This window comes from Kribbella sp. NPDC026596, from assembly GCF_040638415.1.
Lineage (GTDB): Bacteria > Actinomycetota > Actinomycetes > Propionibacteriales > Kribbellaceae > Kribbella.
The window spans coordinates 22052-46427 of the sequence record NZ_JBEZYF010000030.1; the positions used below are offsets into that span (position 1 = coordinate 22052).

19 protein-coding genes are annotated in these 24376 nt (G+C 68.1%); 15 read left to right on the forward strand and 4 right to left on the reverse strand.

Features of this window, described 5'->3' with window-relative positions:
* Positions 1 to 132 precede the first annotated feature (132 nt).
* The 3 genes from AB0E63_RS24290 to AB0E63_RS24300 all read left to right on the forward strand — a co-directional run bounded on the left by AB0E63_RS24290 (position 133) and on the right by AB0E63_RS24300 (position 3356).
* Positions 133 to 921, forward strand: coding sequence for an SDR family oxidoreductase (locus tag AB0E63_RS24290; protein WP_360370378.1), 789 nt, complete (start codon positions 133 to 135; stop codon positions 919 to 921).
* Positions 922 to 1002: 81 nt separating this feature from the next.
* On the forward strand, positions 1003 to 1881 hold the full coding sequence (locus AB0E63_RS24295) for an alpha/beta hydrolase (RefSeq protein WP_360370381.1): 879 nt from the start codon (positions 1003 to 1005) through the stop codon (positions 1879 to 1881).
* A gap of 134 nt (positions 1882 to 2015) precedes the next feature.
* Complete coding sequence (locus tag AB0E63_RS24300; RefSeq protein ID WP_360370384.1) at positions 2016 to 3356, forward strand: amidohydrolase; 1341 nt, start codon at positions 2016 to 2018, stop codon at positions 3354 to 3356.
* 65 nt (positions 3357 to 3421) lie between these two features.
* Here AB0E63_RS24300 and AB0E63_RS24305 read toward each other — a convergent pair whose 3' ends face one another.
* Positions 3422 to 3658, reverse strand: a complete 237-nt coding sequence (locus AB0E63_RS24305; RefSeq protein ID WP_360370387.1) for a hypothetical protein — start codon at positions 3656 to 3658, stop codon at positions 3422 to 3424.
* Positions 3655 to 6270 (reverse strand): S8 family serine peptidase, encoded by a 2616-nt coding sequence (locus tag AB0E63_RS24310; RefSeq protein WP_360370390.1) that lies wholly within the window; start codon positions 6268 to 6270, stop codon positions 3655 to 3657. Before AB0E63_RS24310 ends, AB0E63_RS24305 begins: the two co-directional genes overlap by 4 nt.
* Positions 6271 to 6340: 70 nt before the next feature.
* Between AB0E63_RS24310 and AB0E63_RS24315 the strand changes: the two genes are divergently transcribed.
* Entirely contained in the window at positions 6341 to 7150 is an 810-nt protein-coding gene (locus tag AB0E63_RS24315) for a dienelactone hydrolase family protein (protein ID WP_360370393.1), read from the forward strand.
* A 257-nt stretch (positions 7151 to 7407) separates the two neighbouring features.
* Entirely contained in the window at positions 7408 to 8184 is a 777-nt protein-coding gene (locus AB0E63_RS24320) for a hypothetical protein (protein ID WP_360370396.1), read from the forward strand.
* Here the strand turns inward: AB0E63_RS24320 and AB0E63_RS24325 are convergent.
* Positions 8181 to 8495 carry a hypothetical protein gene (locus AB0E63_RS24325; RefSeq protein WP_360370398.1) on the reverse strand — a complete coding sequence of 105 codons (315 nt, stop codon included), beginning with the start codon at positions 8493 to 8495 and terminating at the stop codon, positions 8181 to 8183. The genes AB0E63_RS24320 and AB0E63_RS24325 overlap by 4 nt on opposite strands.
* Before the next feature lie 69 nt (positions 8496 to 8564).
* Here AB0E63_RS24325 and AB0E63_RS24330 point away from each other — a divergent pair, with 69 nt between their 5' ends.
* The 10 genes from AB0E63_RS24330 (at position 8565) to AB0E63_RS24375 (ending at position 23588) form a co-directional block, all read left to right on the forward strand.
* A complete protein-coding gene (locus AB0E63_RS24330) occupies positions 8565 to 9836 on the forward strand; it encodes an ROK family transcriptional regulator (protein ID WP_360370401.1) in 1272 nt (423 codons plus the stop codon).
* Positions 9833 to 11335: a sugar ABC transporter ATP-binding protein gene (locus tag AB0E63_RS24335; RefSeq protein WP_360370404.1), complete on the forward strand. Its 1503-nt coding sequence runs from the start codon at positions 9833 to 9835 to the stop codon at positions 11333 to 11335. The genes AB0E63_RS24330 and AB0E63_RS24335 overlap by 4 nt, the downstream gene beginning before the upstream one ends.
* Positions 11335 to 12372 carry an ABC transporter permease gene (locus AB0E63_RS24340; RefSeq protein WP_360370407.1) on the forward strand — a complete coding sequence of 346 codons (1038 nt, stop codon included), beginning with the start codon at positions 11335 to 11337 and terminating at the stop codon, positions 12370 to 12372. Before AB0E63_RS24335 ends, AB0E63_RS24340 begins: the two co-directional genes overlap by 1 nt.
* Positions 12373 to 12386: 14 nt before the next feature.
* Complete coding sequence (locus AB0E63_RS24345; protein ID WP_360370410.1) at positions 12387 to 13436, forward strand: substrate-binding domain-containing protein; 1050 nt, start codon at positions 12387 to 12389, stop codon at positions 13434 to 13436.
* 9 nt (positions 13437 to 13445) lie between these two features.
* On the forward strand, positions 13446 to 14609 hold the full coding sequence (locus tag AB0E63_RS24350) for a Gfo/Idh/MocA family oxidoreductase (RefSeq protein ID WP_360370413.1): 1164 nt from the start codon (positions 13446 to 13448) through the stop codon (positions 14607 to 14609).
* Positions 14606 to 15766, forward strand: coding sequence for a xylose isomerase (xylA, locus tag AB0E63_RS24355; protein WP_360370416.1), 1161 nt, complete (start codon positions 14606 to 14608; stop codon positions 15764 to 15766). The genes AB0E63_RS24350 and xylA overlap by 4 nt, the downstream gene beginning before the upstream one ends.
* A gap of 89 nt (positions 15767 to 15855) precedes the next feature.
* On the forward strand, positions 15856 to 21210 hold the full coding sequence (locus AB0E63_RS24360) for a ThuA domain-containing protein (RefSeq protein WP_360370419.1): 5355 nt from the start codon (positions 15856 to 15858) through the stop codon (positions 21208 to 21210).
* Between the two features lie 227 nt (positions 21211 to 21437).
* Entirely contained in the window at positions 21438 to 22439 is a 1002-nt protein-coding gene (locus AB0E63_RS24365; protein WP_360370421.1) for a sugar phosphate isomerase/epimerase family protein, read from the forward strand.
* A 102-nt stretch (positions 22440 to 22541) separates the two neighbouring features.
* The gene (locus tag AB0E63_RS24370; RefSeq protein WP_360370424.1) at positions 22542 to 22862 is read left to right on the forward strand and encodes a hypothetical protein; all 321 of its coding nucleotides are present in this window, start codon (positions 22542 to 22544) and stop codon (positions 22860 to 22862) included.
* A gap of 3 nt (positions 22863 to 22865) precedes the next feature.
* Positions 22866 to 23588 (forward strand): DUF2071 domain-containing protein, encoded by a 723-nt coding sequence (locus AB0E63_RS24375; RefSeq protein ID WP_360370427.1) that lies wholly within the window; start codon positions 22866 to 22868, stop codon positions 23586 to 23588.
* On the opposite strand, the gene AB0E63_RS24380 is transcribed toward AB0E63_RS24375, so the two are convergent.
* Positions 23578 to 24345, reverse strand: a complete 768-nt coding sequence (locus tag AB0E63_RS24380) for a hypothetical protein (protein WP_360370430.1) — start codon at positions 24343 to 24345, stop codon at positions 23578 to 23580. The two genes, AB0E63_RS24375 and AB0E63_RS24380, sit on opposite strands and share 11 nt — an antisense overlap.
* Between the last annotated feature and the right edge of the window lie 31 nt (positions 24346 to 24376).

The following is a 24376-nucleotide window of genomic DNA, read 5'->3' on the forward strand; positions in this document are numbered from 1 at the left end:
CACTCATACTCGCCCGGGACCAGCCGGGGCGGCAAGCAATCCGGACCGGACTACGTGATCACGTGGTGTCGACGGAGGCTCGGCGGGCCTACCGTCGGAATCGACAGGTCGTCCGACGAGCTGGAGATCGCCTTGGAGCTTCATCTGACCGGCAAGGTCGCCGTGGTCACCGGCGCCAGCAAGGGTATCGGCCTCGCGATCACCCGATCACTGGCAGAGGAGGGTGTCACGGTCGTGGCCGGTGCGCTGCATGGCAGCGACGAGCTCGACCTCCTCGCCGACCGCTTCGCGGTCCACGCGGTCAAGGTCGACCTGGCCGAGGCGGGCGGCCCGAGCTACCTGATCGAGGAGGCTGCCGGTCGACACCAGGGCCTGGACATCCTGGTCAACAACGTCGGCGCCGTCCGGCCGCGGCTCGACGGATTTCTGGCGGTGACCGACGAGGAGTGGACGGCGACCCTGACGATCAACTTCCTGGCCGCGCTCCGCAGCATCCGTGCCGCCCTGCCACACATGCTCGGGCGGCCGAGCCCGAGCATCGTGACCATTGCCTCGGTCAACGCTTCGCTGCCCGATCCCACCGTGATCGACTACAGCGCGGCCAAGGGAGCCCTGAGCAACCTGTGCAAGTCGCTGTCCAAGGAGTTCGGACCGCGGGGCGTACGGGTCAACACGATCAGCCCCGGTCCGGTGCAGACCGACCTCTGGCTCGGCACCGGGGGCGTCGCGGAAACCGTCGCACGAGCACGCGGCTTGCATCCCGACGAGGTCGCCGGCAGCGCCGCCGCCGACAGCCCGACCGGTCGCTTCACGACACCACAAGAGGTCGCCGACCTCGCCCTGCTGCTGGCCAGCGACCGAGCCTCCAACGTCAACGGCAGCGACTTCGTCATCGACGGTGGCCTGATCACCACCCTCTGACTCCCTCAACCTGCGGCAGCTCACAGCACGGGAGAGCTGCCCGATGACCGATCACTTCTCCTTCCAAGCTAGGGGCCATCCATGTCTGACTCCGGATCCGACGCATCCAAGAGCGCCCGGACGATCACAGAACACGAGTTGGAGCAGTGCAAGCACGCGAACGCCACGGCGCGACCGCCCGTCGTGTTCATTCACGGGCTCTGGCTGTTGCCGAGCAGTTGGGACCGATGGGCGACTCTGTTCGAGGAGAACGGATACGTCAGCCTGACGCCGGGCTGGCCGGACGATCCCGAGACAGTGGTAGAGGCCAACCTCCACCCCGAGGCGTTCGCAGGAAAGTCGATCGGCCAGGTCGCCGACCATTTCGAGGAAATCATCAGCGGGCTGGAGAGCAAGCCGGTCATCGTCGGCCACTCCTTCGGCGGACTGCTGACCCAGATCCTGGCCGGCCGCGGCCTGGCCGCGGCGTCCGTGGCGATCGACCCGGCTCCGTTCCGCGGAGTACTCCCGCTGCCGATCTCCGCGCTGAAGTCGGCTTTCCCAGTGCTCGGCAACCCGGCCAACCGCAGCCGCGCGGTCCCGCTCACCTACGACCAGTTCCGCTACGGCTTCGCCAACGCGGTCGACGAGGACGAAGCCAAGCACCTGTACGAGACCTACGCGGTACCGGCCGCCGGCAAACCCCTGTTCCAAGCGGCGGCGGCCAACCTCAACCCCTGGACCGAGGCGAAGGTCAACACCAAGAACCCCGACCGTGGTCCGCTGCTGATCATCTCCGGCGAGCTGGACAACACCGTCCCCTGGGCGGTCGCGAACGCCTCCTACAAGCAACAGCAAGACAATCCCGGCATTACCGAGATCGTGGAGCTCGAAGGTCGCGGCCACGCCCTGACCATCGACAAGGGCTGGCACGAGGTCGCCGACACCGCCCTGGCCTTCCTCAAACGCACGACGTCCTAGTCAGTCCGGCCGGCGACTACAGAACCCAGGTCAGTTAGCTGACCTGGGTTCTGTAGTCGTGCGGGCTCCACGGGGTCGTGGACTGCTGATCTACGAGACTGCCGTTACGACGACCATCGATCGGAGGACGACGGATGTCGCAAGTGCTGATTCGCAACGTCGCGGTGCTGGTGGTGCCGGAGTCCGGCGAGTGCCGCGTCGACGACGCCCAGGACATTCGTGTCGACGGCGACCGGATCACCACGATCACCCCGACGGACGCCTCGCCGGCCGAGTCGGGGGAGTGGGAGGTGATTGAGGGCGGCGGGTTGCTGGCTGTGCCGGGGTTGGTGAACTCGCATACGCACAGTCCGATGGTGATGATGCGGGGTGCGGCCGAGGACGTCTCCATCGATGACTGGTTCAACCGGCGGATCTGGCCGATGGAGGTCAATCTGACGCCGGAGCGGGTGCGCGTGGGTGCGCGGCTGGCGTGTGCGGAGATGTTGCTGGCCGGTGTCACCACGTTCGTGGATCACTATTTCCACGCCGATCAGATCGCGGCCGCCGCGGTCGAGTCCGGTATCCGCGCCGACCTCGCGCCCACGTTCTTCTCCTCCGCCGGCCCGGAATCCATCGACGCGGCGATCGCGACCGCCCGCGACCTCCGGACCATCGACTCCCGGATCACCGCCGGCCTCGGACCACACGCGACGTACACGGTCTCCGACGACGACCTACGGCGTACGGCGGACATCGCGCAAGCCGAGGGCTTCCGGATCCACCTGCACGCAGCGGAGACCGACGACCAAACCCGGTCGTCACTCGAGAAGCACGGCGTCACGCCGATGCAGGTCCTCGAGCGCACCGGCGTACTCGGGGCCGGCGCCCTGATCGCCCACGGGTGCGGCATCCGCGAGTCCGACCTGCACATCCTGCAGCGGTACGCCGATCGCACGACCGTCGCCAGTTGCCCGAAGGTCTACCTCAAGCTCGCGATGGGTGAGGTGACGCCGATCAGGGGTCTGCGATCCGCCGGCGTACGCGTTGGCGTCGGCACCGACGGAGCAGCCGTGCACAACACTCTCGACGTCTGGGAATCCCTGCGGATGGTCGCCCTGACGCAGAAGCAGCGCGAACACGACGCCGAGTGGATGACCCTGTCCGAGACTCTCCGCCTGGCGACCCGGGGTGGCGCAGCGGCGGCCGGTCTGGCTGACCGCATCGGCGTGCTCGAACCAGGCCGCCAAGCCGACATTGCCCTCGTCGACCTCTCCGGTCCGCACAACCAACCTGTCCACGACCCCCGAGCAGCCCTCGTGTACTCGGTCCGCCCCTCCGACGTCATCACAGTCCTCGTCGACGGCAAGATCGTCGTCCGCGACCGCCAACTCACCACGATGAACCTCGACGAAATCCTCGCCGACGCCCGAGCCCTCGCCCACACCCTCGTCGACCTCTCCCAAGGAGGTGCGATCCAGCACTACGCCCCCTGACCCGGGCGGGGACGGAAAGCAGCACGCCCCGGCCGACCGGCCGGGGCGTGCTGTGGTGCAACTTGTCAGCTCACCGTGAGGATCTTGTTCACGGTGTACGCCTGGGTGTGGTCCGCATCCGCCGGGAACCAGACCCGGTAGGCGATCTGGCCGCGGATGGACGGCTTGATGCCGAAGGCGTACGCCCCGGTGGCGCTCAGCTTCACCGAGGCGATCGACTTCCAGACCTTGTTCCCGTACTGCTGCAGGTAGACGAGCTTGCCCGAGTGCGCCGGAGCGACGTACCCGTTGAACCTCGTCACCGACCCCAGCCGGAGCGCCGCCGGCGCCAGCGTCGCCGAGATCGTCGGCGTGACCTGCACGGTGAGGTCTGGGGTGCGGGTCCCCACAGGTCAGCGTTGCCAGGGAACGTCAGCATGATCACCGACGACACCGCCGGCTTGTACACGTAGCTGAGCTTCCCGGTCGACGACGTCTTCAACGCCGCCAGCAACTTGAACGTCGACACGTTCTTCGGCCGCACGTAAATGTTGACCGGCAACCCGGAGTACGCCTTGTTGTCGATTCGTACCGTGGAGCCCTTGATCGTGATCGACGCCCCGTAGTTGACCAACGTCGACGTCACCGCGATCCCAGACGTCATCCCCAGCAACTGCGTCGCCGCCACCGGGCTGACCTTCCCACTGCGATCCTTCACCCAGGCCGCATAGGTATACGTCGTCCCCTGCAACAACCCGGTGTTCTTCACCGCGGACCCGGTCCCCGCATAGACCAGCACCGCAGTGCTGATCGTAGGCACCTTGCTCCCAGCATTCCGCCGGACGATCACCTGGTCGATGTCGGTCGTCGCCGGGACCTTCCAGGACAGGTTCGCCGCCAGGTACGCACCGGTGGCGTCGAAGGATCCCACCGCCTGCGGCGCCACGTCCACGGTCGTGAACACACTGCTGAACGGCGCAACCGCCGTGGTGCCGTCAGCTTCGTTGACCCCGGCAACAACAATCTTGTACGTCGTGTTGTCCAGCAGCGGCGTGGTCGGCGTGATGACCGCCTGCTTGGTCGCCGCGTCGTACGCGACCGTGCCGCCGATCGAGGCCCCGGACTTGCCGTTGACCAACCGCACCGTACTCGCGCTCACCGTGCCCGCCTCGACAGCCCGAGCGAAGGTGATCGAGGGCGTCGTGGACACCGCCTGGCCGGTGGACAGATCGGCGGGTAGGGCGTTCCGGACCGGGAAGTCCGTTCCCCTGCTCGCCGTACCGCCGGCCTCGCCGACGCTCAGCGTGTAGGCGCGCGTGTCCCGCGAGCCGTTGTCGTTGCGGACGGCAATGTACGCGGTGCCGGCCGGCACGCTGACGGTCGTGGCCGCGGTCAGCGCCACGGGCTTGTTGCATCCCGTGTTCGGGTCGATCGGCGTCGTCGGGTACGGGATCACGGCGTTCCCGAGCGACACCAGATCCTCGTCGTACACGTCGACCCGAGGCCCGAAGTTCGACGAGTAGGCGCAGTTGAACTCCGGCCCGGTCAGCGACACCTTGAGGGAACGGGCCGCCGCCGACGTGACCTTGTACCAGTCCACGTCGCCTTCGACGGTGATCGTCGAGTTGGTCGAGCCCGACAGCGCGGTCGCCCGCGCGGGCTGGTCGTTGCCGTCCGCCGGGTTGACCGGGAAGTCCGTGGTCCACTTGCCGCCCAGAGCGGCGTACGCGTCCACGATGCCGGCCCCGTAGTACGGATCGGTGCCCCGCGGACCGGCGTCACGCGCGAGGACCTTGAGCCGTTGCGCGACCTGAGCCGGTGTGAACGTCGGCCACTTGTTCTTCACCAGGGCCGCGACGCCGGCGATGATCGGCGCCGAGCAGGACGTGCCGGTGCAGGACCAGTAGGGCGCGTAGCCGGACCCTGTCATCGATCGCACACCGGTGCTGAGGATGTTCCAGCCGGGAGCGGCGATATCGACCCAGTCGCCGTACGAGCTGAAATCGGTCAGCACGCCGACCGCGTTGGTCGCAGCGACGGCGATCGACTCCGGGTACGCCGCCGGGTACTGGAGGACATCGGAGCCATCATTGCCGGCAGCAACCACCACGACGACGCCCGCGGCGACCGCCCGTCGCACGGCGTCGTGCAGCACCGCGTTGTCTCCCGGTCCGCCGAGAGACATGTTGATCACCTTGGCTCCGTGGGCGACGGCCCAGTCGATGCCCTCGGCGATGTCGACGTCGTACCCTCCGCCGTTCGACGCGAGCACCTTGACCGGCATCGCCTTGACGTTCCAGCCGACGCCGGCCACCCCGAGGCCGTTGTTGGCACCGGCCGCGATGATGCCGAGCGTCATGGTGCCGTGCCCGTTGTCGTCGATCGGTCCACGGTTCGGCGAGGTGGCGTTGTAGCCGGCCACCAGGTGCCCGGCCAGGTCGGGGTGACCGGCGTCGACACCGGTGTCGAGGACGGCGACGATCTGGCTACCGGTGGTCTTGGACAGGTCCCAGGCCTGCAGCACCCGGACGGTGTTCAGGTAGGTCTTCTGATCGGTGCCGTAGTACAGGTCGTTCGGAACGGCGGAGATCCATCGCTTGTAGTTCAGCGAGGCCAGCTCGACGGTCGGGTCTGCCTTCGCTTTCTTGAGCAGGTCGGCTGCGGAGAGGTCACCCTTGAGCTTGACGATGCCCGAGCTCACGGACTGCTCGGTCGTGGCCCCGAACTTGGAGACCGCGGCCTTACGGGCTGAGGTCGTAGCCTTCGGCTTGAACTTCACCATCACCGCGTTCGGCTCGTACTCCGGCTTGGTGGTGTTGTGGTGAGCCGTGAACGGCGGGCGGTAAGCACCAGGTTCCGCGGCGGAGCCGGACGAGCTGGTTTGCCGGATGGGATGCCGAAAGCTGCAATTCGGCAACGGCTTCCCGGCTATCACTTGCAGATTGCCTCAACCCGTCTACTCAGACGACAGGTTGTTGCCGACCGGGCACTCTAAGCTGTCGTCCATGAGTGCCGCACCGAGCTCCGATCTGGCCGGCTGGCGGCGGGCGCCGTTCACCGGGGCCGGCCTGACCTACGACTGTTTCGAGAAGGGCGCTGGGCCGGGCGTCGTGCTGATCCCCGAGATCCCCGGCCTCACACCCGAGGTGGTCGGCTTCGGCGACCACCTCGTCGACGAGGGCTTCACAGTCGTCATCCCGTCGCCGTTCGGTACGCCGGGACGCCCCGAGACCCCTGGCTACGTGCTGGGCATCGTCGCGCGGCTGTGTGTCACCAAGGAGTTCCGCTGCTTCGCGGCGAACGCCGAGCGCCCGATCACGCGGTACCTGCGGGCGGTGGCCACCGACCTGGCCGCGCGTACGCCGGGACCCGGGGTCGGCGTGATCGGGATGTGCTTCAGCGGTGGGTTCGCGCTGGCCACAGCGGTCGAGGACGTCGTCACCGCCCCGGTGCTGAGCCAGCCGTCGACTCCGTTCGCGGTGACGCCACGGCTGCGACGTGATCCGGGCCTGTCCCAGGCCGAGCTCGAGGTCGTCAAGGAGCGGACGCGGTCGGACGGGTTGTGCCTGCTCGGCCTGCGCTTCAGTCAGGACCGGATGGCACCGGCCGAGCGGTTCGCCACGTTGCGGGCGCAGCTCGGTGATGCGTTGGAGGTGATCGAGCTGGACTCCGCGCCCGGCAACGCCGACGGCTACAGCCGGTCCGCTCACTCGGTGCTCACCGCCGAAGTCCGCGAGGAGCCGCCGAACTCGGCTTTCGCGGCCCGAAATCGGACTGTCGAGTTCCTGAAAAACCGCCTCATTACTACGGATTGACCGGCTACAGTGACTGTCCGTGGGGAAATGTTAGAGCAACGTTGAGGAATGCACAGCGTGTGATTCAGCGGACGCTGAGTGGGGAACTGTCCCGTCATCTGGGGTGAATCGTTGCGGTGTGCAAGGGGAGGAGAGCGGTGGGTGACGCGCGGCTATTTGCTCTGGTCTCAGGCGCCGCAAACGTGGCACGATCGGCCACCGGAGGCACATCAGGGGGCGCGCATGGCGATGGCCAGGCACTTGACGAGTGAGGCTGTATGAACGGGCGGACAGCGCAAGACAGCCGGGTCCCGGTGAACGGGACCGCGGCGGCGAACGGGACCAATGGTCACGGTCCGCAACCGGAAGCTCAGCTCGGACAAGTTCCGGCGGACAAGCCGGCCGATCCGGGCCCGCGTCCGGACGCCGGCTGGCAGGCCGACCAGCAAGTCGCCGAGATCCCGCTGGAGCAGGGCCAGGACCAGGGCCAGAGCGAGGGTCGGAAAGCCGCTGCACGCAGCGACTGGACCTCGGAGGTCCGTGACCGCCCGAGAAGGCCGGCCGGTACGACGCTCGGCGAGTTCAACACGCCTGTCCGGGTCGACGAGATCGCGGTCGCCGCGATGACGTTGTCCGAGGACCTGCAGGCCGCGACTCGGGGGATGCCCGAATCAGTCGAGCTGCGGCGCTTCCGTCGCGACCTCGACCAGGCCGCCAGCACCTTCCGCGAGATCGCGAGCCAGCTGGAGGTCACCGCCGGCAAGCTGGTTCGCCTGGCCGCGAACGAAGGCCAGGCCTGCGGAGTCGGCTGGGGGGTCTGCCCGGAGCACGGGCTGACGTTGATGAACGCCGGTGAGACGAGCACCTGCCACGTCCTCGGGTGTGGCCGGGCCAACGAGGGCGCTGTCGAGCGCTGCGAGCACCCGGTGGCCTACCGAGTAGTCGACGCGGCCGGCCCAGCACTCCTCACCTGCGCCGGCCACGCGATCGCATGCCGTCTCTACCTGGACAACCCTGTCATCACCGCAGCCTCCGACAGCATGGAGCTCTTCTAGGCCGGCATCGGGGCTGTCGGTCGGGTTTCGGTTAGTGGGGCCTGGCCTTTGAACATGCGGCCGCCGTCGTTGGTCAGGCGCAGGTAGTAGTCCGAGGAGCACGCCGTACCGTCCTCGTCGAGCGCGCGGATGCCCGAGCCGGCCGGTACCCACGCGCCGGTCTCGGCGGCCTTCGCGATCTGGTTGCCCTCGGGTGGCGTCGTACAGAACCGCGGGGCGGGCCGTCCGTTGCCGAGATTCGCGTGCGCCGTCTGGTAGGTCGAGCGGTAGGAAATCTTGAATAGAGTCTTGCAAGAAAGTGATCGTCGCAACCCCTTGACGTGATTCCCGCTGAAACTTAGTTTGTTGGCTCAACAGACAAATTCTGGAAGGGGTGCCAGATGACGTTGAGCGACGGTCGCCGCCCGGGCAACCGGGGTGTCGCCGCCGACCACGTCTCGCTCCGCCGGAACAACCTCTCGGTGGTCCTGCGGCACGTCCGCGACCTCGGCCCCCGGTCCCGCGCCCGGATCGCTGCCGACACCGGCCTGAACAAGGCCACCGTCAGCAGCCTGGTCGCCGAGCTGGTCGAGCGCGGTCTGCTGCGCGAAGGCCCGGCCGACTCGACCCGAGCCCTCGGCCGCCCCGGCCAGCTCGTCGAGCTCGACGGCTCCGGCGTCTGCGGCGTCGGCGCCGAGATCAACGTCGACTACCTCGCCGTCGCAGCCCTCGACCTGGCCGGCGACATCGTGCTCGAGAAGCGCGTTCCGGTCGACGTCGCTCCTCTCGACCCGGGTACGACGCTCGACCGGTTGGCGGACCTGGTCCGGGAAGCCGTGGCGGCCGTGGACGCGCGCGGCGGACAGCTCGCCGGCGTGACGCTCGCCGTACCGGGTCTGGTTGAAGGCGACACCGGTGAGCTCAAGCTGGCCCCGAACCTGGGCTGGGGCGAGGTCTCGGTGACACAGGAGATGCGCTCGCGGCTGGGTGAACCGTCGTACGGGTTGCATGTCGACAACGAGGCGAATCTCGCGGCGCTGGCGGAGTACTCGGAGATTCGGAAGTCCGACCAGGTACAGGATCTCGTATTGCTGACCGGCGCGGTCGGTGTCGGTGGCGGGATGGTGACCGGAGGGCATCTGCTCCGCGGCGGGCACGGGTACAGCGGCGAGGTCGGGCACATGCCGGTGGCGCCGCCCGGGCGGACCTGCGGCTGTGGGCGGACCGGCTGCTGGGAGACCGTCGTCGGACTGACCGCACTGTTGCACAAGGCAACGGACAGGGACGATCCGGTCCGGGATCCGTCGCTGGACGTGGAGCAGCGGCTGGCCGGGATCACCCGGCGGGCCGAGGCGGGGGACGCGCGGACGCTGACCGCGCTGAAGGACGTCGGTACCTGGCTGGGGATTGGGGGAGCGATCTTGGTGAACATCCTGAACCCGGACGTGCTCGTGCTCGGCGGCTACTTCGCCGTCCTCGGGCCGTGGCTGAAAGAACCACTGGAGAAGGCGATCCGCGATCGCGTGATCGCGCCGGACGGCGGCGGCTGCCGGGTGGTGCGGTCCGATCTCGGCTTCGCCGCGGCGGTGCGCGGTGGCGCGCAGATCTCGCTCGACCAGGTCTTCGTCGATCCGACGGTGATCGGCCGGGCCGAGCCGGGGGTCGCGCAATGACCGACCTGCTGATGATGACGGGCATCGTCAAGGAGTTCCCGGGCGTACGGGCGCTCGACGGTGTCGACCTCGACGTCCGCGCCGGTGAGGTGCACTGCCTGCTCGGGCAGAACGGCGCCGGCAAGTCCACGCTGATCCGCGTGCTGACCGGCGCGCACCAGCCCGACGCCGGCACGATCCACATCAACGGCGAAGAGGTCCAGCTGAACAGCCCGACCGCGGCGATCGACCGCGGGATCGCGGCGATCTACCAGGAGCTCGACCTGGTCCCCGACCTGACCGTTGCCGAGAACATCTTTCTGGGGCACGAGCCGGCCCGCTACGGCTTCAGCCGCCGGCACGAGGCATCGACCCGGGCCCGCGAGATCCTGCGCGGCCTCGGTCATGGCGAGATCCCGGTGCACCGGTCGGTCGGTTCGCTGCCGTCGGCCGGCCAGCAGGTCGTCAGCATGGCCCGTGCGCTCTCCCGCGACGCGCACCTGATCGTGATGGACGAGCCGTCCGCGGTCCTCGATCCCGAGGAGGTCGCGAACCTGTTCCGCGTCATCCGCGGCCTCACCGAGCGCGGCGTGGCCGTCGTCTACATCTCGCACCGGCTCGAGGAGATCCGTCAGATCGGCGACCGCGTCACCGTGCTGAAGGACGGCGCGACCGTCGCCACCGGTCTCGACGCTCGCGAGACCCCCACGAAGGAACTCATCCGGCTGATGACCGGCCGCTCGATCGAGTACGTCTTCCCGCCCCGCCAGGAGATCCTCAGTACGGCGCCGGTCGTACTGGACGTGGATGACCTGACCCGGCCGGGTGAGTTCGCCGGGATCGGGTTCACTGTCCGCGCCGGTGAGATCGTCGGCCTGGCCGGACTCGTCGGCTCCGGGCGTTCCGAAGTACTCGAGACCGTGTACGGCGCTCGCCGGGCCGCGACCGGATCGGTCAAGGTCGGCGGGGTGGAGCTGCGGCCGGGACGGGTGCAGGCCGCCGTGAAGGCCGGGGTCGGGCTGGCGCCGGAGGAGCGGAAGAGTCAGGCGCTGCTGCTCGACGAGGCCGTGTACAAGAACATCACGGCATCCAGCCTGCAACGGTTCGCCCGTGGGGGATTCCTGAACCGAGGCGCCGAGCGGGAGGCAGCCGCGGAGCTCACGACCGCCTTGGATGTTCGCCCGGCCGGCGTGGACCATCCCGTGCGCAACCTGTCCGGTGGCAACCAGCAGAAGGTCGTGCTGGCCCGCTGGCTGCTGCGGGACTGCCGCGTGCTGCTGCTCGACGAACCGACGCGGGGCGTCGACGTCGGCGCGCGGTCGGAGATCTACGCGTTGATTCGCAAGCTGGCCGCGAACGGGGTCGCGATCGTGCTGGTCTCCAGCGAGGTCGAGGAAGTGCTCGGCCTGGCCGACCGGGTCGTCGTACTGCGGGAGGGGCGTGCCGTCCACACCGGGCCCGCGCAAGACATCGACGAACACCAGGTCCTCGACCTGGTGATGGAAGGAAGTGCCGTGTGATGAGTGAGGACATCGCACCCTCAGAGACTGCCTCGACGCAGGCAACTGTCACCCAGCCGGCGGCCCAACGCTCCACTAACCTGCTGAGGACCGGCGCCGGACGCAACCTCGGCCTTGTGGTCGCCTTGGTGCTGCTCTGCATCGTCGGCGTGGTCACCGCCGGCGACACGTTCGCCACCGGCGCCAACGTGCTGACGATCCTGCGGCTGGCCGCGGTGATCGGTGTGGTCAGCGTCGGCATGACGTTCGTGATCACCGGTGGCGGCATTGACCTGTCGGTCGGCGCGATGGTTGCGCTCTCGTCGGTCTGGGCGAGCACGCTGGCCACCCAGCAGCTGGCCGCGGACTACCACTGGATCTTGCTGGTCAGTACGGCGCTCGTGGTCGGCTCGGCGTGTGGCCTGGTGAACGGACTGCTGGTTGCCTACGGCAAGGTGGTCCCGTTCATCGCGACACTGGCGATGCTGGCGGCCGCCCGCGGTCTGGCCGAGATCATCTCCGACCGGAAGACCCAGATCATCACGGTCAACTCGTTCGTCGACTTCTTCGGCGGCTCACTGCTCGGCGTACCGGTGCTGGTCTGGATCTTCCTGCTGGTCGCCGCCGCCGGCTGGGTGCTGCTCAACCGGACCACCTTCGGCCGGCGGACCTTCGCCGTCGGCGGCAACGCCGAGGCAGCCCGGCTGGCCGGCATCAAGGTGCAGCGTCACACCGTCGCCCTCTACATGCTGGCCGGGCTGTGCTGCGGTATCGCCGCGGTGATGCTGATGGCCCGGACGACGACCGGCAGCTCGACCCATGGTCAGTTGTACGAACTGGACGCGATCGCGGCCGTGGTGATCGGCGGCACCCTGCTGTCCGGTGGCCGGGGAACGATCGTCGGCACGGTGTTCGGCGTACTGATCTTCACCACCCTGAACAACGTGTTCACCCTGAACAACCTGAGCATCTCCGCTCAGTCGGTGGCCAAGGGCCTGATCATCGTGATCGCCGTCCTTCTGCAGCAGCGTCTGGCCGCCCGCACCACCAGCTCATGACAAGGAGGACAACGATGTCCGTACGTCCCGCCCGTTCCATGATCAGCGTAGCCATCGCTGGTCTCGGCGTGCTCGCGCTCGCCGCCTGTACCAGCAACACCCCGAAGGCCGAGGAAAGCAACGGAACCGCGACTCAGGCGGTTGCCGCTGGCAAGAACGACGAACCAGGCAAGAAGGTCCGGATCGGCTTCTCCGCGCCGGCCGCGGACCACGGCTGGATGGGTTCCATCACCAAGGCGACCCAGGCGGAGGCGAAGAAGTACTCCGACGTCGAGCTGCTGGTCGCCGAGGGCACCAACGACGTGAACCTGCAGATCAGCCAGGTGGAGACGTTCATCAACCAGAAGGTTGACGCGATCGTGCTGCTGCCGTTCGACGGCGCGGCGCTCACCCCCGTGGCGATCAAGGCGATGGAGGCCGGGATCACCGTCGTCAACGTGGACCGCGAGTTCGACAGCCCGTTCGCGGCCCGGACGACAGTCCTCGGCGACAACCACGGCATGGGCGTCTCGGCCGGTACGTACGTCTGCCAGCAACTGAAGGACAAGAAGGACGCGGTGGTCGCGGAGATCGCCGGCATCGACTCGCTGCCGCTGACCCAGGACCGCAGCCGCGGCTTCAAGGAGGCCCTGGCCGACTGCGGGCTGAAGGTGAGCAACCGGGTCGCCGCCGAGTTCACCGTCGAGTCCGGTGAGAAGGCCGCGGCCAACCTGCTCCAGGCGGCGCCGAAGATCGACGCCATCTGGAATCACGACGACGACCAGGGTGTCGGCGTGATGGCCGCGATCAAGAACTCCGGACGCAAGGAGTTCCTCGTCGTCGGCGGGGCCGGCTCGGCGAACGTGATGCGGGACATCAAGTCCGGCAATTCGTTGCTGAAGGCCACCGTCATCTACCCGTCCACACAGGGTGCGGACGGCGTCCGGCTGGCCCGTCTGCTAGTACAGAAGAAGGCCCTCGGCGACCTGGTGGAGGTCGAGGTGCCACGCAAGGTGCAGCTGTACGCACCGGTGGTGACGAAGGACAACGTGGACCAGTACCTGCCCACAGCATTTGAGAGCTAAGGGAGAACAATGACGAACCTGGGCATCGGCCTGATCGGCTACGCGTTCATGGGCGCGGCCCATTCGCAGGCCTGGCGGAGCGCACCGCGCTTCTTCGACCTGCCGTTGGACCCTGCGATGAACGTGCTCTGCGGCCGCAACGCCGAGGCCGTCCGGGCGGCCGCGACGAAACTCGGCTGGAAGGAGACCGAGACCGACTGGCGCAAGCTGCTCGGCCGGGACGACATCCAGCTGATCGACGTGTGCACGCCGGGCGACAGCCACGCCGAGATCGCGATCGCCGCTCTGGAGGCCGGCAAGCACGTCCTGTGCGAGAAGCCGCTGGCCAACACGGTCGAGGAGGCCGAGGCGATGACCGCCGCGGCCGAGGCGGCCGCGGCCAAGGGGATCAGGTCGATGGTCGGGTTCACCTACCGCCGGGTGCCGGCGATCGGGCTGGCCCGCCAGCTCGTTGCCGAGGGCAAGCTCGGCACCATCCGGCACGTCCGCGCGCAGTACCTGCAGGACTGGATCGCCGACCCGGAGGCGCCGCTGTCCTGGCGGCTGGACAAAGAGAAGGCCGGCTCCGGCGCACTCGGCGACATCGGCGCCCACATCATCGACCTGACGCAGTACATCACCGGTGACACCATCGGCGAGGTGAGCGCCCGGCTGGAGACGTTCGTCAAGGAGCGCCCGGTCGCCGCCGAGCACTCCGGCCTGGCCGGTACGGCGGGCACCGAGCGCGGACCGGTCACGGTCGACGACGCCGCGGTGTTCCTGGCGACCTTCCGGTCCGGCGCGCTCGGCGTCTTCGAGGCGACCCGCTTCGCCACCGGCCGGAAGAACGCGATCCGGATCGAGATCAACGGCAGCCTGGGCAGCCTGGCCTTCGACTTCGAGGACATGAACCTCCTGCACTTCTACGACGCAACCGAAGACGCGAGGACGGCAGGCTTCCGCCGCATCCTCGCCACCGAGTCCGCCCACCCGTACGTCGAGGCGTGGTGGCCGCCCGGCCACCTGCTCGGTTACGAGCACGGGTTCACCCATCAGGTCGTCGACCTGGTCACCGCGATCGCCGACGACGCCGATCCGGTCCCGTCCTTCGCCGACGGGTTGCGCGTCCAGCGGGTGCTGGCCGCGGTCGAGGCCAGTTCGGCTTCACGACAATGGCAGGAGATCCCCGAATGAATAGCTACACCCCGACCAAGGACGACAAGTTCTCCTTCGGTCTGTGGACCGTCGGCTGGCAAGGCGTCGACGTGTTCGGTACGGCGGTCCGTCCCGCGATGGACCCGGTGCACGCCGTCGAGAAGCTCGCGGAGCTCGGCGCCGCGGCGGTCACGTTCCACGACGACGACGTCGTACCCGACGACGCCACTCGCGGGCAGGTGCTCGAGCGCTTCACCAAGGCCCTGGCCGACACCGGTCTGGGCGTCGAGATGATGACCACGAACCTGTTCAGCCACCCGGTCTTCAAGGACGGTGGCCTGACCGCCAACGATCGCCAGGTCCGGCGGTACGCCCTGGCGAAGGTGCTCCGCAACGTCGACCTCGCGGCCGAGCTGGGGGCGACGACGTACGTGCTGTGGGGCGGGCGTGAGGGCGCCGAGTCCGGCGGTTCGAAGGACGTGCGGGCCGCGCTCGACCGGTACAAGGAGTCGATGGACCTGCTCTGCGCGTACGTGCGGGAGCAGGGCTACAACATCCGCTTCGCGATCGAGCCGAAGCCGAACGAGCCGCGCGGCGACATCCTGCTGCCGTCGATCGGGCACGCGATCGCCTTCATCAACGATCTCGCGGACCCCGAGCTGGTCGGCATCAACCCCGAGGTCGGGCACGAGCAGATGGCCAGCCTGAACTACGCGCACGGCATCGCACAGGCGCTGTGGCACGGGAAGCTGTACCACATCGACCTCAACGGGCAGCACGGTCCGCGGTTCGACCAGGACCTGCGATTCGGCGCCGGGAACCTGCGGGAGGCCTTCTGGACAGTCGACGTGCTCCAGGGAGCCGGCAGCCACCCGGCGTACGACGGGTACGTCCACTTCGACTACAAGCCGCCGCGGACCGAGGACGAGGACGGTGTCTGGGAGACCGCCCGCGGCTGCATGCGGAACTACCTGATCCTGCGCGACAAGGTGCAGGCGTTCCGCGCCGACCCCGAGGTCGCGGAGGCGCTGGCCGCCGCACGGGTCGCGGAACTGTCGGAGCCCACCCTGGCCGAGGGTGAGTCGCTGGCGGATCTGCGCAACGAGAAGTACGACCGGGAAGCGCTGGCCGAGCGCGGTCTCGGGTTCGAAAGGCTGGACCAGTTGGCGATGGAGCACCTGCTCGGCGTCCGCTGATCCGGTTGTAGTACTCCCGCGCAGGGCAGAGCACGGGATTCGTAGTGATGGAGCGCGCACCCCTTGTCCGTCCCCATGAGGAGCTCCGCATGATCCAGCTACGCAGACCTGGCACGTTGTTGTGCCTTCTCGTGCTCGCCCTGATCGCGGCACTGTTGACCCCGTTGCCGGCCCGCGCCCATCCGGGGCACGGCGACGAGACGTTCAACGCCCTGATCTTCAGCAAGACCGCCGGGTTCCGGCATGACTCGATCCCGGCCGGGATCCAGGCCGTCACCGAGCTCGCCGCGGCCAACGACTTCACGGTCACCGCAACCGAGGACGCGTCGATGTTCAACGACACCGAACTGGCGAAGTACGAGGTCGTCATCTGGTTGTCCACGACCGGTGACGTCCTGAACGCGGACCAGCAGGCCGCCTTCGAGCGGTACATCCGCGGCGGTGGCGGGTACGCCGGTATCCACGCCGCGTCGGACACCGAGTACGACTGGCCCTGGTACGGCCAGCTCGTCGGCAGTTACTTCGACAGCCACCCCGCCGGTACGCCGGACGCGACGGTGAAGGTGGAAGACCACGCGCACCCGTCGACGGCCGACGCGCCGACGAGCTGGCCGCGGACCGACGAGTGGTACAACTACCGCACCAACCCGCGCGACACGGTCCACGTGCTCGCTTCACTCGACGAGACGTCGTACACGGGCGGGAACATGGGCCCGGAGCATCCGATCACGTGGTGCCAGGACTACGACGGCGGCCGGGCCTGGTACACGGGTATGGGCCACACGATCTCGTCGTACGCCGAACCCGCCTTCCGGAAGCTGTTGCTCGGGGGGATCAAGACGGCGGCCGGTGTGGAGCCGGCGGACTGCGGTGCGTCGCTCAGCGACAGCTACCAGAAGGTGACGCTGGACGACGACACATCGAACCCGATGGAACTGGCCGTCGCTCAGGATGGCCGGGTCTTCTACATCGACCGGAACGGCGCGGTGAAGATCGTCAAGACCGACGGGTCCGTGGTGACCGCCGGGACGCTGAACGTCTACACCGGCCAGGAGTTCGGGCTGCTCGGAATCGCCTTGGACCCAGGCTTTGCCGCCAACGGTTTCGTCTACCTGTACTACTCCCCGGCAGGGGCTGAACCCTTCGATCGCGTCTCCCGGTTCAAGGTGACTGGTGACACCCTTGATCTCGCGAGTGAGCAGCAGGTGCTGCGGATCGACACGCAGCGGGACCAGTGCTGCCATGCCGGTGGCGCATTGGAGTTCGATGGCAACGGCAACCTTTTCGTCGCCACCGGCGACAACAGCAATCCCTTCGACTCGGACGGGTATGCACCGATCGACGAGCGGGCGGGTCGCGCGGCCTGGGACTCGCAGCGCAGCGCTGCCAACAGCAACAGCCTGAACGGTAAGGTCCTGCGCATCCACCCATCGGAAGACGGTTCTTACACGATCCCGGCCGGTAACATGTTCCCACCGGGTACCGCGAAGACCCGGCCGGAGATCTACGCGATGGGCTTCCGCAACCCGTTCCGGATCGGGATCGACCCGACCACGAACCACCTGTTCGTCGCGGACTACGGCCCGGACGCGGGTGCGGTCTCGCCGACGCGCGGACCGGATGGCCGGGTCGAGTGGAACATCCTCGACAAGCCCGGCTTCTACGGGTGGCCGTACTGCGTCGGCGCGAACACGCCGTACAACGACTACGACTTCGCGACCGGTATGTCGGGAGCCACCTTCAACTGCAACGCGCCCGTCAACGAGTCGCCGAACAACACCGGCATCACGCAGCTTCCGACAGCCATCCCGGCCACTCTGTGGATGGGGAAGTCGACGACCGGCGTACCGGAGATCGGCGGCAGTGGCGCGCCGATGACGAGTGGGGCCTACCAGTACGACGCCACGAGTACATCGGATCGCAAATGGCCGGCGTACTTCGACGGCAAGGCGGTGTGGGCCGACTGGAACGACAGCCGGCTGTTCTCGGTGCAGCTGAACGACGACCGTACTGGCGTGGCCGACGTGTCCCGGATGCTGCAGAAGCTGAACTTCATCCGGCCGCACGCACTGCAGTTCGGGCCGGACGGCGCGCTGTACGTGATCGAGTGGGGGAGCGGGTTCGGCGGCAACAACGCCGACTCCGGAATCTACCGGATCGACTACGTACAAGGGAATCGGGCGCCGATCGCACAACTCAGTACCGACAAGACGTCCGGGCCGGTTCCGCTGGCGGTGGCCTTCGACTCGACTGGATCGCGTGATCCGGACGGGCAGCCGGTGACGCTCGCATGGGACTTCGACGGCAACGGTACGACGGACAGTACCGAGGCCAAGCCGTCGTACACCTATGCCGCGGCCGGTGTGTTCACAGCACGGCTGACAGTGAGCGATCCGGACGGCCGTACGGCGGTGTCGAACCGGACGATCACCGCCGGGAACACCGCGCCGGCGATCACCGTGCAGGCACCGGTCGACGGTGGGTTCTTCGACTTCGGCGACACGATCCACTACAAGGTGACGGTCACCGATCCCGAAGACGGTGTGGTCGACTGCGACGACGTGATCACCCAGCCTGCGCTCGGCCACGACGAGCACGCGCACGGGTACGAGCAGTACCACGGGTGTGAGGGGACGTTCCCGCTGCCCGGCGACCAGGGACATGTCGGCGCGAACATCTTCGGCATCGTCACTGTGACGTATACGGACAAGGGTGCGCCGGGGACCGGCAAGATCACCACGCAGAAGGTGGTCCAGCTGCAACCGAAGACGCGGGAGGCGGAGTACTTCAGCGAGACGGGTGGGCCTGGATCCACGGGTGGTGTGCAGGTCGAGGACACCGGTGACACCGCCGGCGGTGGGAAGAACATCGGGTTCATCGAGGACGGCGACTGGTGGGGCTGGAAGCCGACCAACCTGACGAACATCGACCAGATCTCGTTGCGTGCCGCATCACCCGACGCGGGCGCGACGGTGCAGGTTCGGCAGGGATCGGTTGACGGTCCTGTGGTTGCGACGATTCAGGTGTCGCCGACCGGTGGCTGGCAGACCTACGGCGACTTCACCGCTCCCGTTAGCGGTGCGTCGCTGACGAGCGGGCCGCTGTACTTCGTGAAGACGACCGGACAACTCAACGTCAACTGGGTCCACTTCATCGGCAAGGGTGTCACGGAGAACCAACGTCCGACGGTCACCGTTACGGCCTCGCCCACTCAAGGCAAGGCTCCGCTGAAGGTCGACTTCGCCGCGACTGCCGCGGACCCCGAAGGCGACCTCCCACTCACCTACACCTGGAGCTTCGGCGATGGCAGTACTGCTACCGGCCAGACCGTCAGCCACACTTTCACGACGCCGGGAACGCACATCGCGGTTGCGACGGTGACCGACTCGCGGGGTGCCGCCGGAACTGCGACGGTCGACGTCACAGTGGATTCGCCGTCGTTGCCGACCTGTCTGACTGGCCGGTCAGACGGCTTCGACGGCGCCGCGCTGGACACCGGCCGGTGGTCGTCGGTTGTCCGAGGCAACCAGGAGCTGGCGGTTGCCGATGGCAAGCTGTCGATCCCGCTGACCGCGACCGACATCTATGGCACCGGCAACACGGGCACGCCGAACATCGTGCTGCAGCCGTTGCCGGCCGGTCCGTGGCAGGCGACGACGAAGGTGACCTTGCCGGCCCGGTTGGCCTACCAGCAGGCCGGTCTGATCGTGTACGGCGACGACGACAACTACGCGAAGATGGTGCTGCAGGGCCGTTCGACCACGGTGTCGGCGGCTGACCGGATCTTCCAGTTCATTCGCGAGGAAGGCGGCGTACCGAACGAGGTGGCCGCGTCGAACACGGCGAATCTGGGTGCGGCGTACCCGGACACGGTGTGGGTGCGGTTCACGTCGGACGGTGCCTCGCTGAAGGCGGCGTACAGCCCGGATGGTGCGACGTTCACCGAGATGCCGGAGACGAAGCAGCTGGCCGGGATCACCAATCCGCGGATCGGCGTGTTCGGGCTGGCCAACCGGACCGAGGCGCTGCCGATCGCGGCGTCGTTCGACTACTTCACGATCACGCCGGACGACACGGCCGAGCAGCCGGCGCCGGACGACGAGTTCGCCGGTACGACGCTGGACGCGTGCCGGTGGACGGACGTCGTACGGCCGGATCCGGCGGCGTACCGGGTGACCGGTGACTCGCTCGAGATCGACACCGGCAAGGGCGACATCTACGGCGGTACGGCGACGAACCCGCGCAACCTGATGCTCCAACCGGCCCCTGACGGCGACTGGACGATCGAGACGAAGGTCGACGGCTCGGCCTTCGACGAGGCGTACCAGCAAGCGGGCCTGATGGTGTACGCCGACGACGCGAACTACGTGAAACTCGACTACCTCACCACCAACGCCGCCGGGTCGACCGTCACACGAGGCATCGAACTCCGCAGCGAGGTCGCCGACGTCGTCCAGTCACCGCAACCCAACGCCGCCACTCCCACGCAAGGCGTCTGGCACCTCCGCCTCACCAAGTCCGGCTCGACGTTCACCGGCTCCTACAGCGCGGACGGCCTCGCCTGGACCGCACTCCCACCCGTCACCAACACCGCCCTGGCCGCGGCCAGGTTCGGCGTCTACGCGTTCGGCGTCGACCAGACAGCATCGAAGACCGCGAAGTTCGACTACTTCAAGCAGATCCGCGACACCACAGCCCCCACTGTGAGCGTGGCCCTGAACCCAGCAACCCCATCCGGCTTGCTGGGCTGGTGGACGTCGCCGGTAACAGTCTCTGCGCAAGCAATCGACAACCAACCCGGCCAGCTCTACCTGGAACAGAAGCTCAACGACACGAACTGGTCCGAGTACACCGCACCGATCACGCTGTCGGCCGACGGAACCCACACGCTGTCGATCCGCGCCAGCGACACCGCCGGCAACGTCTCGGAGCCGTCAACGGTCACGGTCAAGATCGACCAGACACCACCCACGGCAGCCGTCACCGGCCTGCAGGGTTCACTCGGTGTGGCCTCGGTGGCTTCGGTCGCCGCGACGGCCTCGGATGCGTTGTCCGGTCCGGCCGGCGTCACCCTCGCCGTCGACGGTCGGCCGACGACTGGGCAACTCGACGGCGCCTTGCTCGGTCTCGGCGTACATACGCTGACTGCTACCGCGGCCGATGCCGCCGGCAACAGCTCGGTGACCACGGTGCCGTTCACCGTGGTGGCGTCGTACGCCGAGGCGGTCAAGCTGGTCGATCGCTACCGGGCGGCCGGAAAGCTGCCGTTGGCAACGGCCACCGTGATGAAGGTCCAGCTCGGCATCGCATCCCGTGCCACCCGCCGACTGGTCGCCGCCGTCGCACTCGACCTGTTCCTGTCCCAGGCCCGCACGGTCCGCGACGTACCGGCCCGGACGCTGCTCACCGCCGTCGGCCAAGACCTGAAGTCACGGCTGACCTGATGACGTCGCCGTGGGAGATCGCACCTGTACACCTGCCGCCGCCCCGGCTGGTTCGGCCCCATCCAGGGCACCTGGCAGCGGATCTCCCACGGCGGCCGTCCCTGGCGGCGCCCCGCGCTCCGGGCGCCGCCGGGGACACCCTTCGGCCGGCCCGCCCGGCCCTCGCCTGTACAGCCCGCCCCGGCTGGACGACGTACCAGAAGAAAGTCTGAGGAGGAGAAGAGGACATGGCTCGACCGATCACGTTGTTCACCGGCCAGTGGGCCGACCTGCCGTTCGAGGAGGTGGCCCGGCTGGCCTCGTCCTGGGGGTACGAGGGGCTGGAGATCGCCTGCTGGGGTGACCATCTCGACGTACGGCGTGCTGCCGAGGACGAGGCGTACGTGCGCGACCGTCGCGACATCCTGGAGAAGTACAACCTGAAGGTGTGGACGATCTCGAACCACCTGCTCGGGCAGGCGGTCTGCGACGACCCGATCGACCAGCGGCACCAGGCGATCCTGCCTGCGCACATCTGGGGCGACGGCGACCCCGAGGGCGTCCGGCAGCGCGCCGCCGAGGAGATGAAGACGACCGCCCGGGCCGCTCGCGCGCTCGGCGTCGACGTGGTCGTCGGCTTCACCGGATCGTCGATCTGGAAGACGATCGCGATGTTCCCGCCGGTCCCGCCGGCCATGATCGAGGCCGGGTACAAGGACTTCGCCGACCGGTGGAACCCGATCCTGGACGTGTTCGACGAGGTCGGGGTTCGCTTCGCCCATGAAGTGCACCCGTCGGAGATCGCGTACGACTACTGGTCGACGACCGCGACCCTGGAGGCGATCGGTCACCGCCCGGCGTTCGGGCTGAACTGGGATCCTTCGCACTTCGTCTGGCAGGACCTCGATCCGGTCGGCTTCCTGTGGGACTTCAAGGACCGGATCTACCACGTCGATTGCAAGGACGCGAAGCGCCAGGTCGGCAACGGCCGCAACGGCCGGATGGGTTCGCACCTCGCCTGGGGCGACCCGCGCCGCGGCTGGGACTTCGTGTCCACCGGCCACGGCGACGTCCCGTGGGAGGCGTGCTTCCGGATGCTGAACACGATCGGGTACGACGGCCCGATCTCGGTGGAATGGGAGGACGCGGGCATGGACCGCCTGGTCGGCGCCGCCGAGGCCGTCCAGTTCGTCCGCTCACTCGCCTTCGACCCGCCGACCGCTTCGTTCGACGCCGCCTTCTCGTCCTAGAACTCGGCGAAGAAGTCCTGGAGGTCCCCGACCACGAGCTCGGGGACCTCCAGGGCTCGCAGTGGCGGACAGTTGCTGACCTCTGGAGCTACTCTCGGTGGCATGACTGCTGGCAGGTACGTCGCGCGCATCGTCGAGGTCCCGGAACACGGCATCAAGCTCGAGCCGGCTGCGGACGCAGTGATTCCGGAGGAGCCGACCGAGGTCAACCTGCTCGGGATGGCGATCGCGCTGGCCCTGGGCGGCGCCGGGTACCGCCATCACGCCGAGCAACGCGACCCGGAACTCCAGACCCTCGGTGCGCTACTCAGCGGCGACGCGGTCATGCCGTGGCGCCCGGGGGAGCCGGGCAGTACGCCGTACCTCGTCTGCGAACTGAACGACGGCAAGCCAGCCTGCGAAGTCCACCCAACCGCCGACTGACTCTTGGACGCTACGTGGCCGGCGGCGCCTGAGCTGAATCGACCGCGGATCCTGCGACAGCGCTGGCTGGATCTCACCTTCCTGCACTGGGCCGTCGACCCGGCCGAGGTCGCGCACTTCTTCCCGCCAGGCACCCACCCGGACACCTTCGAAGGCCGTACGTACGTCGGCCTCATCCCGTTCCGCATGGTCGACACCGGCCTGCCCCACGGTCCCGCCGTACCGTACTTGGGCTCGTTCCTCGAAACGAACATCCGCCTGTACTCCATCGACACCACCGGCCGCCGCGGCGTCGTCTTCCTCAGCCTCGACGCCAACCGCCTGGCCGTGGTCGCCGCGGCCCGAACCGTCTTCGGCCTCCCGTACCGCTGGGCCCGCATGCATCATGAACGCAACGGCGACCACCACACCTACACCTCGACCCTGCGTCGATCAGGCGATCCCGTGGAAGCTGCAGTCGCCGTCGACATGGGCGCGCAACTCCCGATCGGCCCGCTGGAGGACTTCCTCACCGCGCGCTGGGGTCTGCACGTCCACCGCGCCGGCCGTACCTGGTACCTCCCGAACCACCACCCACCGTGGATCCTCCACGCCGCGAACCTCACGTCCCTGGACGCCGACGCCCTGCTCCGGTCCGTGGGCCTCACGCCGCCCGACCGCCCACCGGACCATGCGGCCGTCAGCGCCGGCGTCCCCGCGGAGTTCGCCGTACCGCTCAGGCCATGAGTTCGGCGGTCTCCTGGACGATGAACGGGATGCCCAACTGACCTGCCCACCGGTTGACCTCGGTCGCCAGGGCCCGTGATCCCGCGGCATCACCTTCGTCGCGCAACAGGACCGCGAGGGCGGCCTGCTGGGCGAGCGTGGGGCGCAGGTGACCGACTTTCTGCAGCAGCTCGGTCGACCGCTCCCACTGCATCCGCGCGAGCGCCAGATCGCCGGCAGTGTGGGCGTGGTGCCCGAGGTGCCGTAGCGCTTGCGCCATCAGCAACTCGTCGTCGCATTTCTCACCCAACTCCAATGCGGCCTCGTAGTGCTCGACGGCCTCCGCGGGCCGCTCGTAGACGTTGTCGGCCATCACACCGGCCCAGAATCTGGCCGTGCCCCGCCGGGCCTCGTCCGGAGCCTCCTCGATCAGCGTCAGCGCGCGCTCGCGGAGATCTCGATCACCTGACTGGGACAGCGCGATCGAGTAGTCCTTCCGGAATTTCAGCATCGACAGGTCCCACGATCCATTGAGTACGGCGTCGGCGGCGTCTTCGGCGGCGTCTTCGGCGGCGGCGAGAGCGGCCGGGGTGTGATCGGTCTGGTGACCGAAGTCCTGGTCGACGGCGACCTCGGCGAGCGCCAGGGCGAGTTCGGCCCGCTCGGCGGGATCGTCGGTCTGGACGGCGGTCAAGAGGTCGGTGGCGGCGGTCCACTGGCCGGCGCGCATCAAGTGGGTGGCTGCCGTGACGGCAGCGGCGGCTACAAGGTGGCTCATACCTCAACGGTATTTCGACGCCGAAATATTT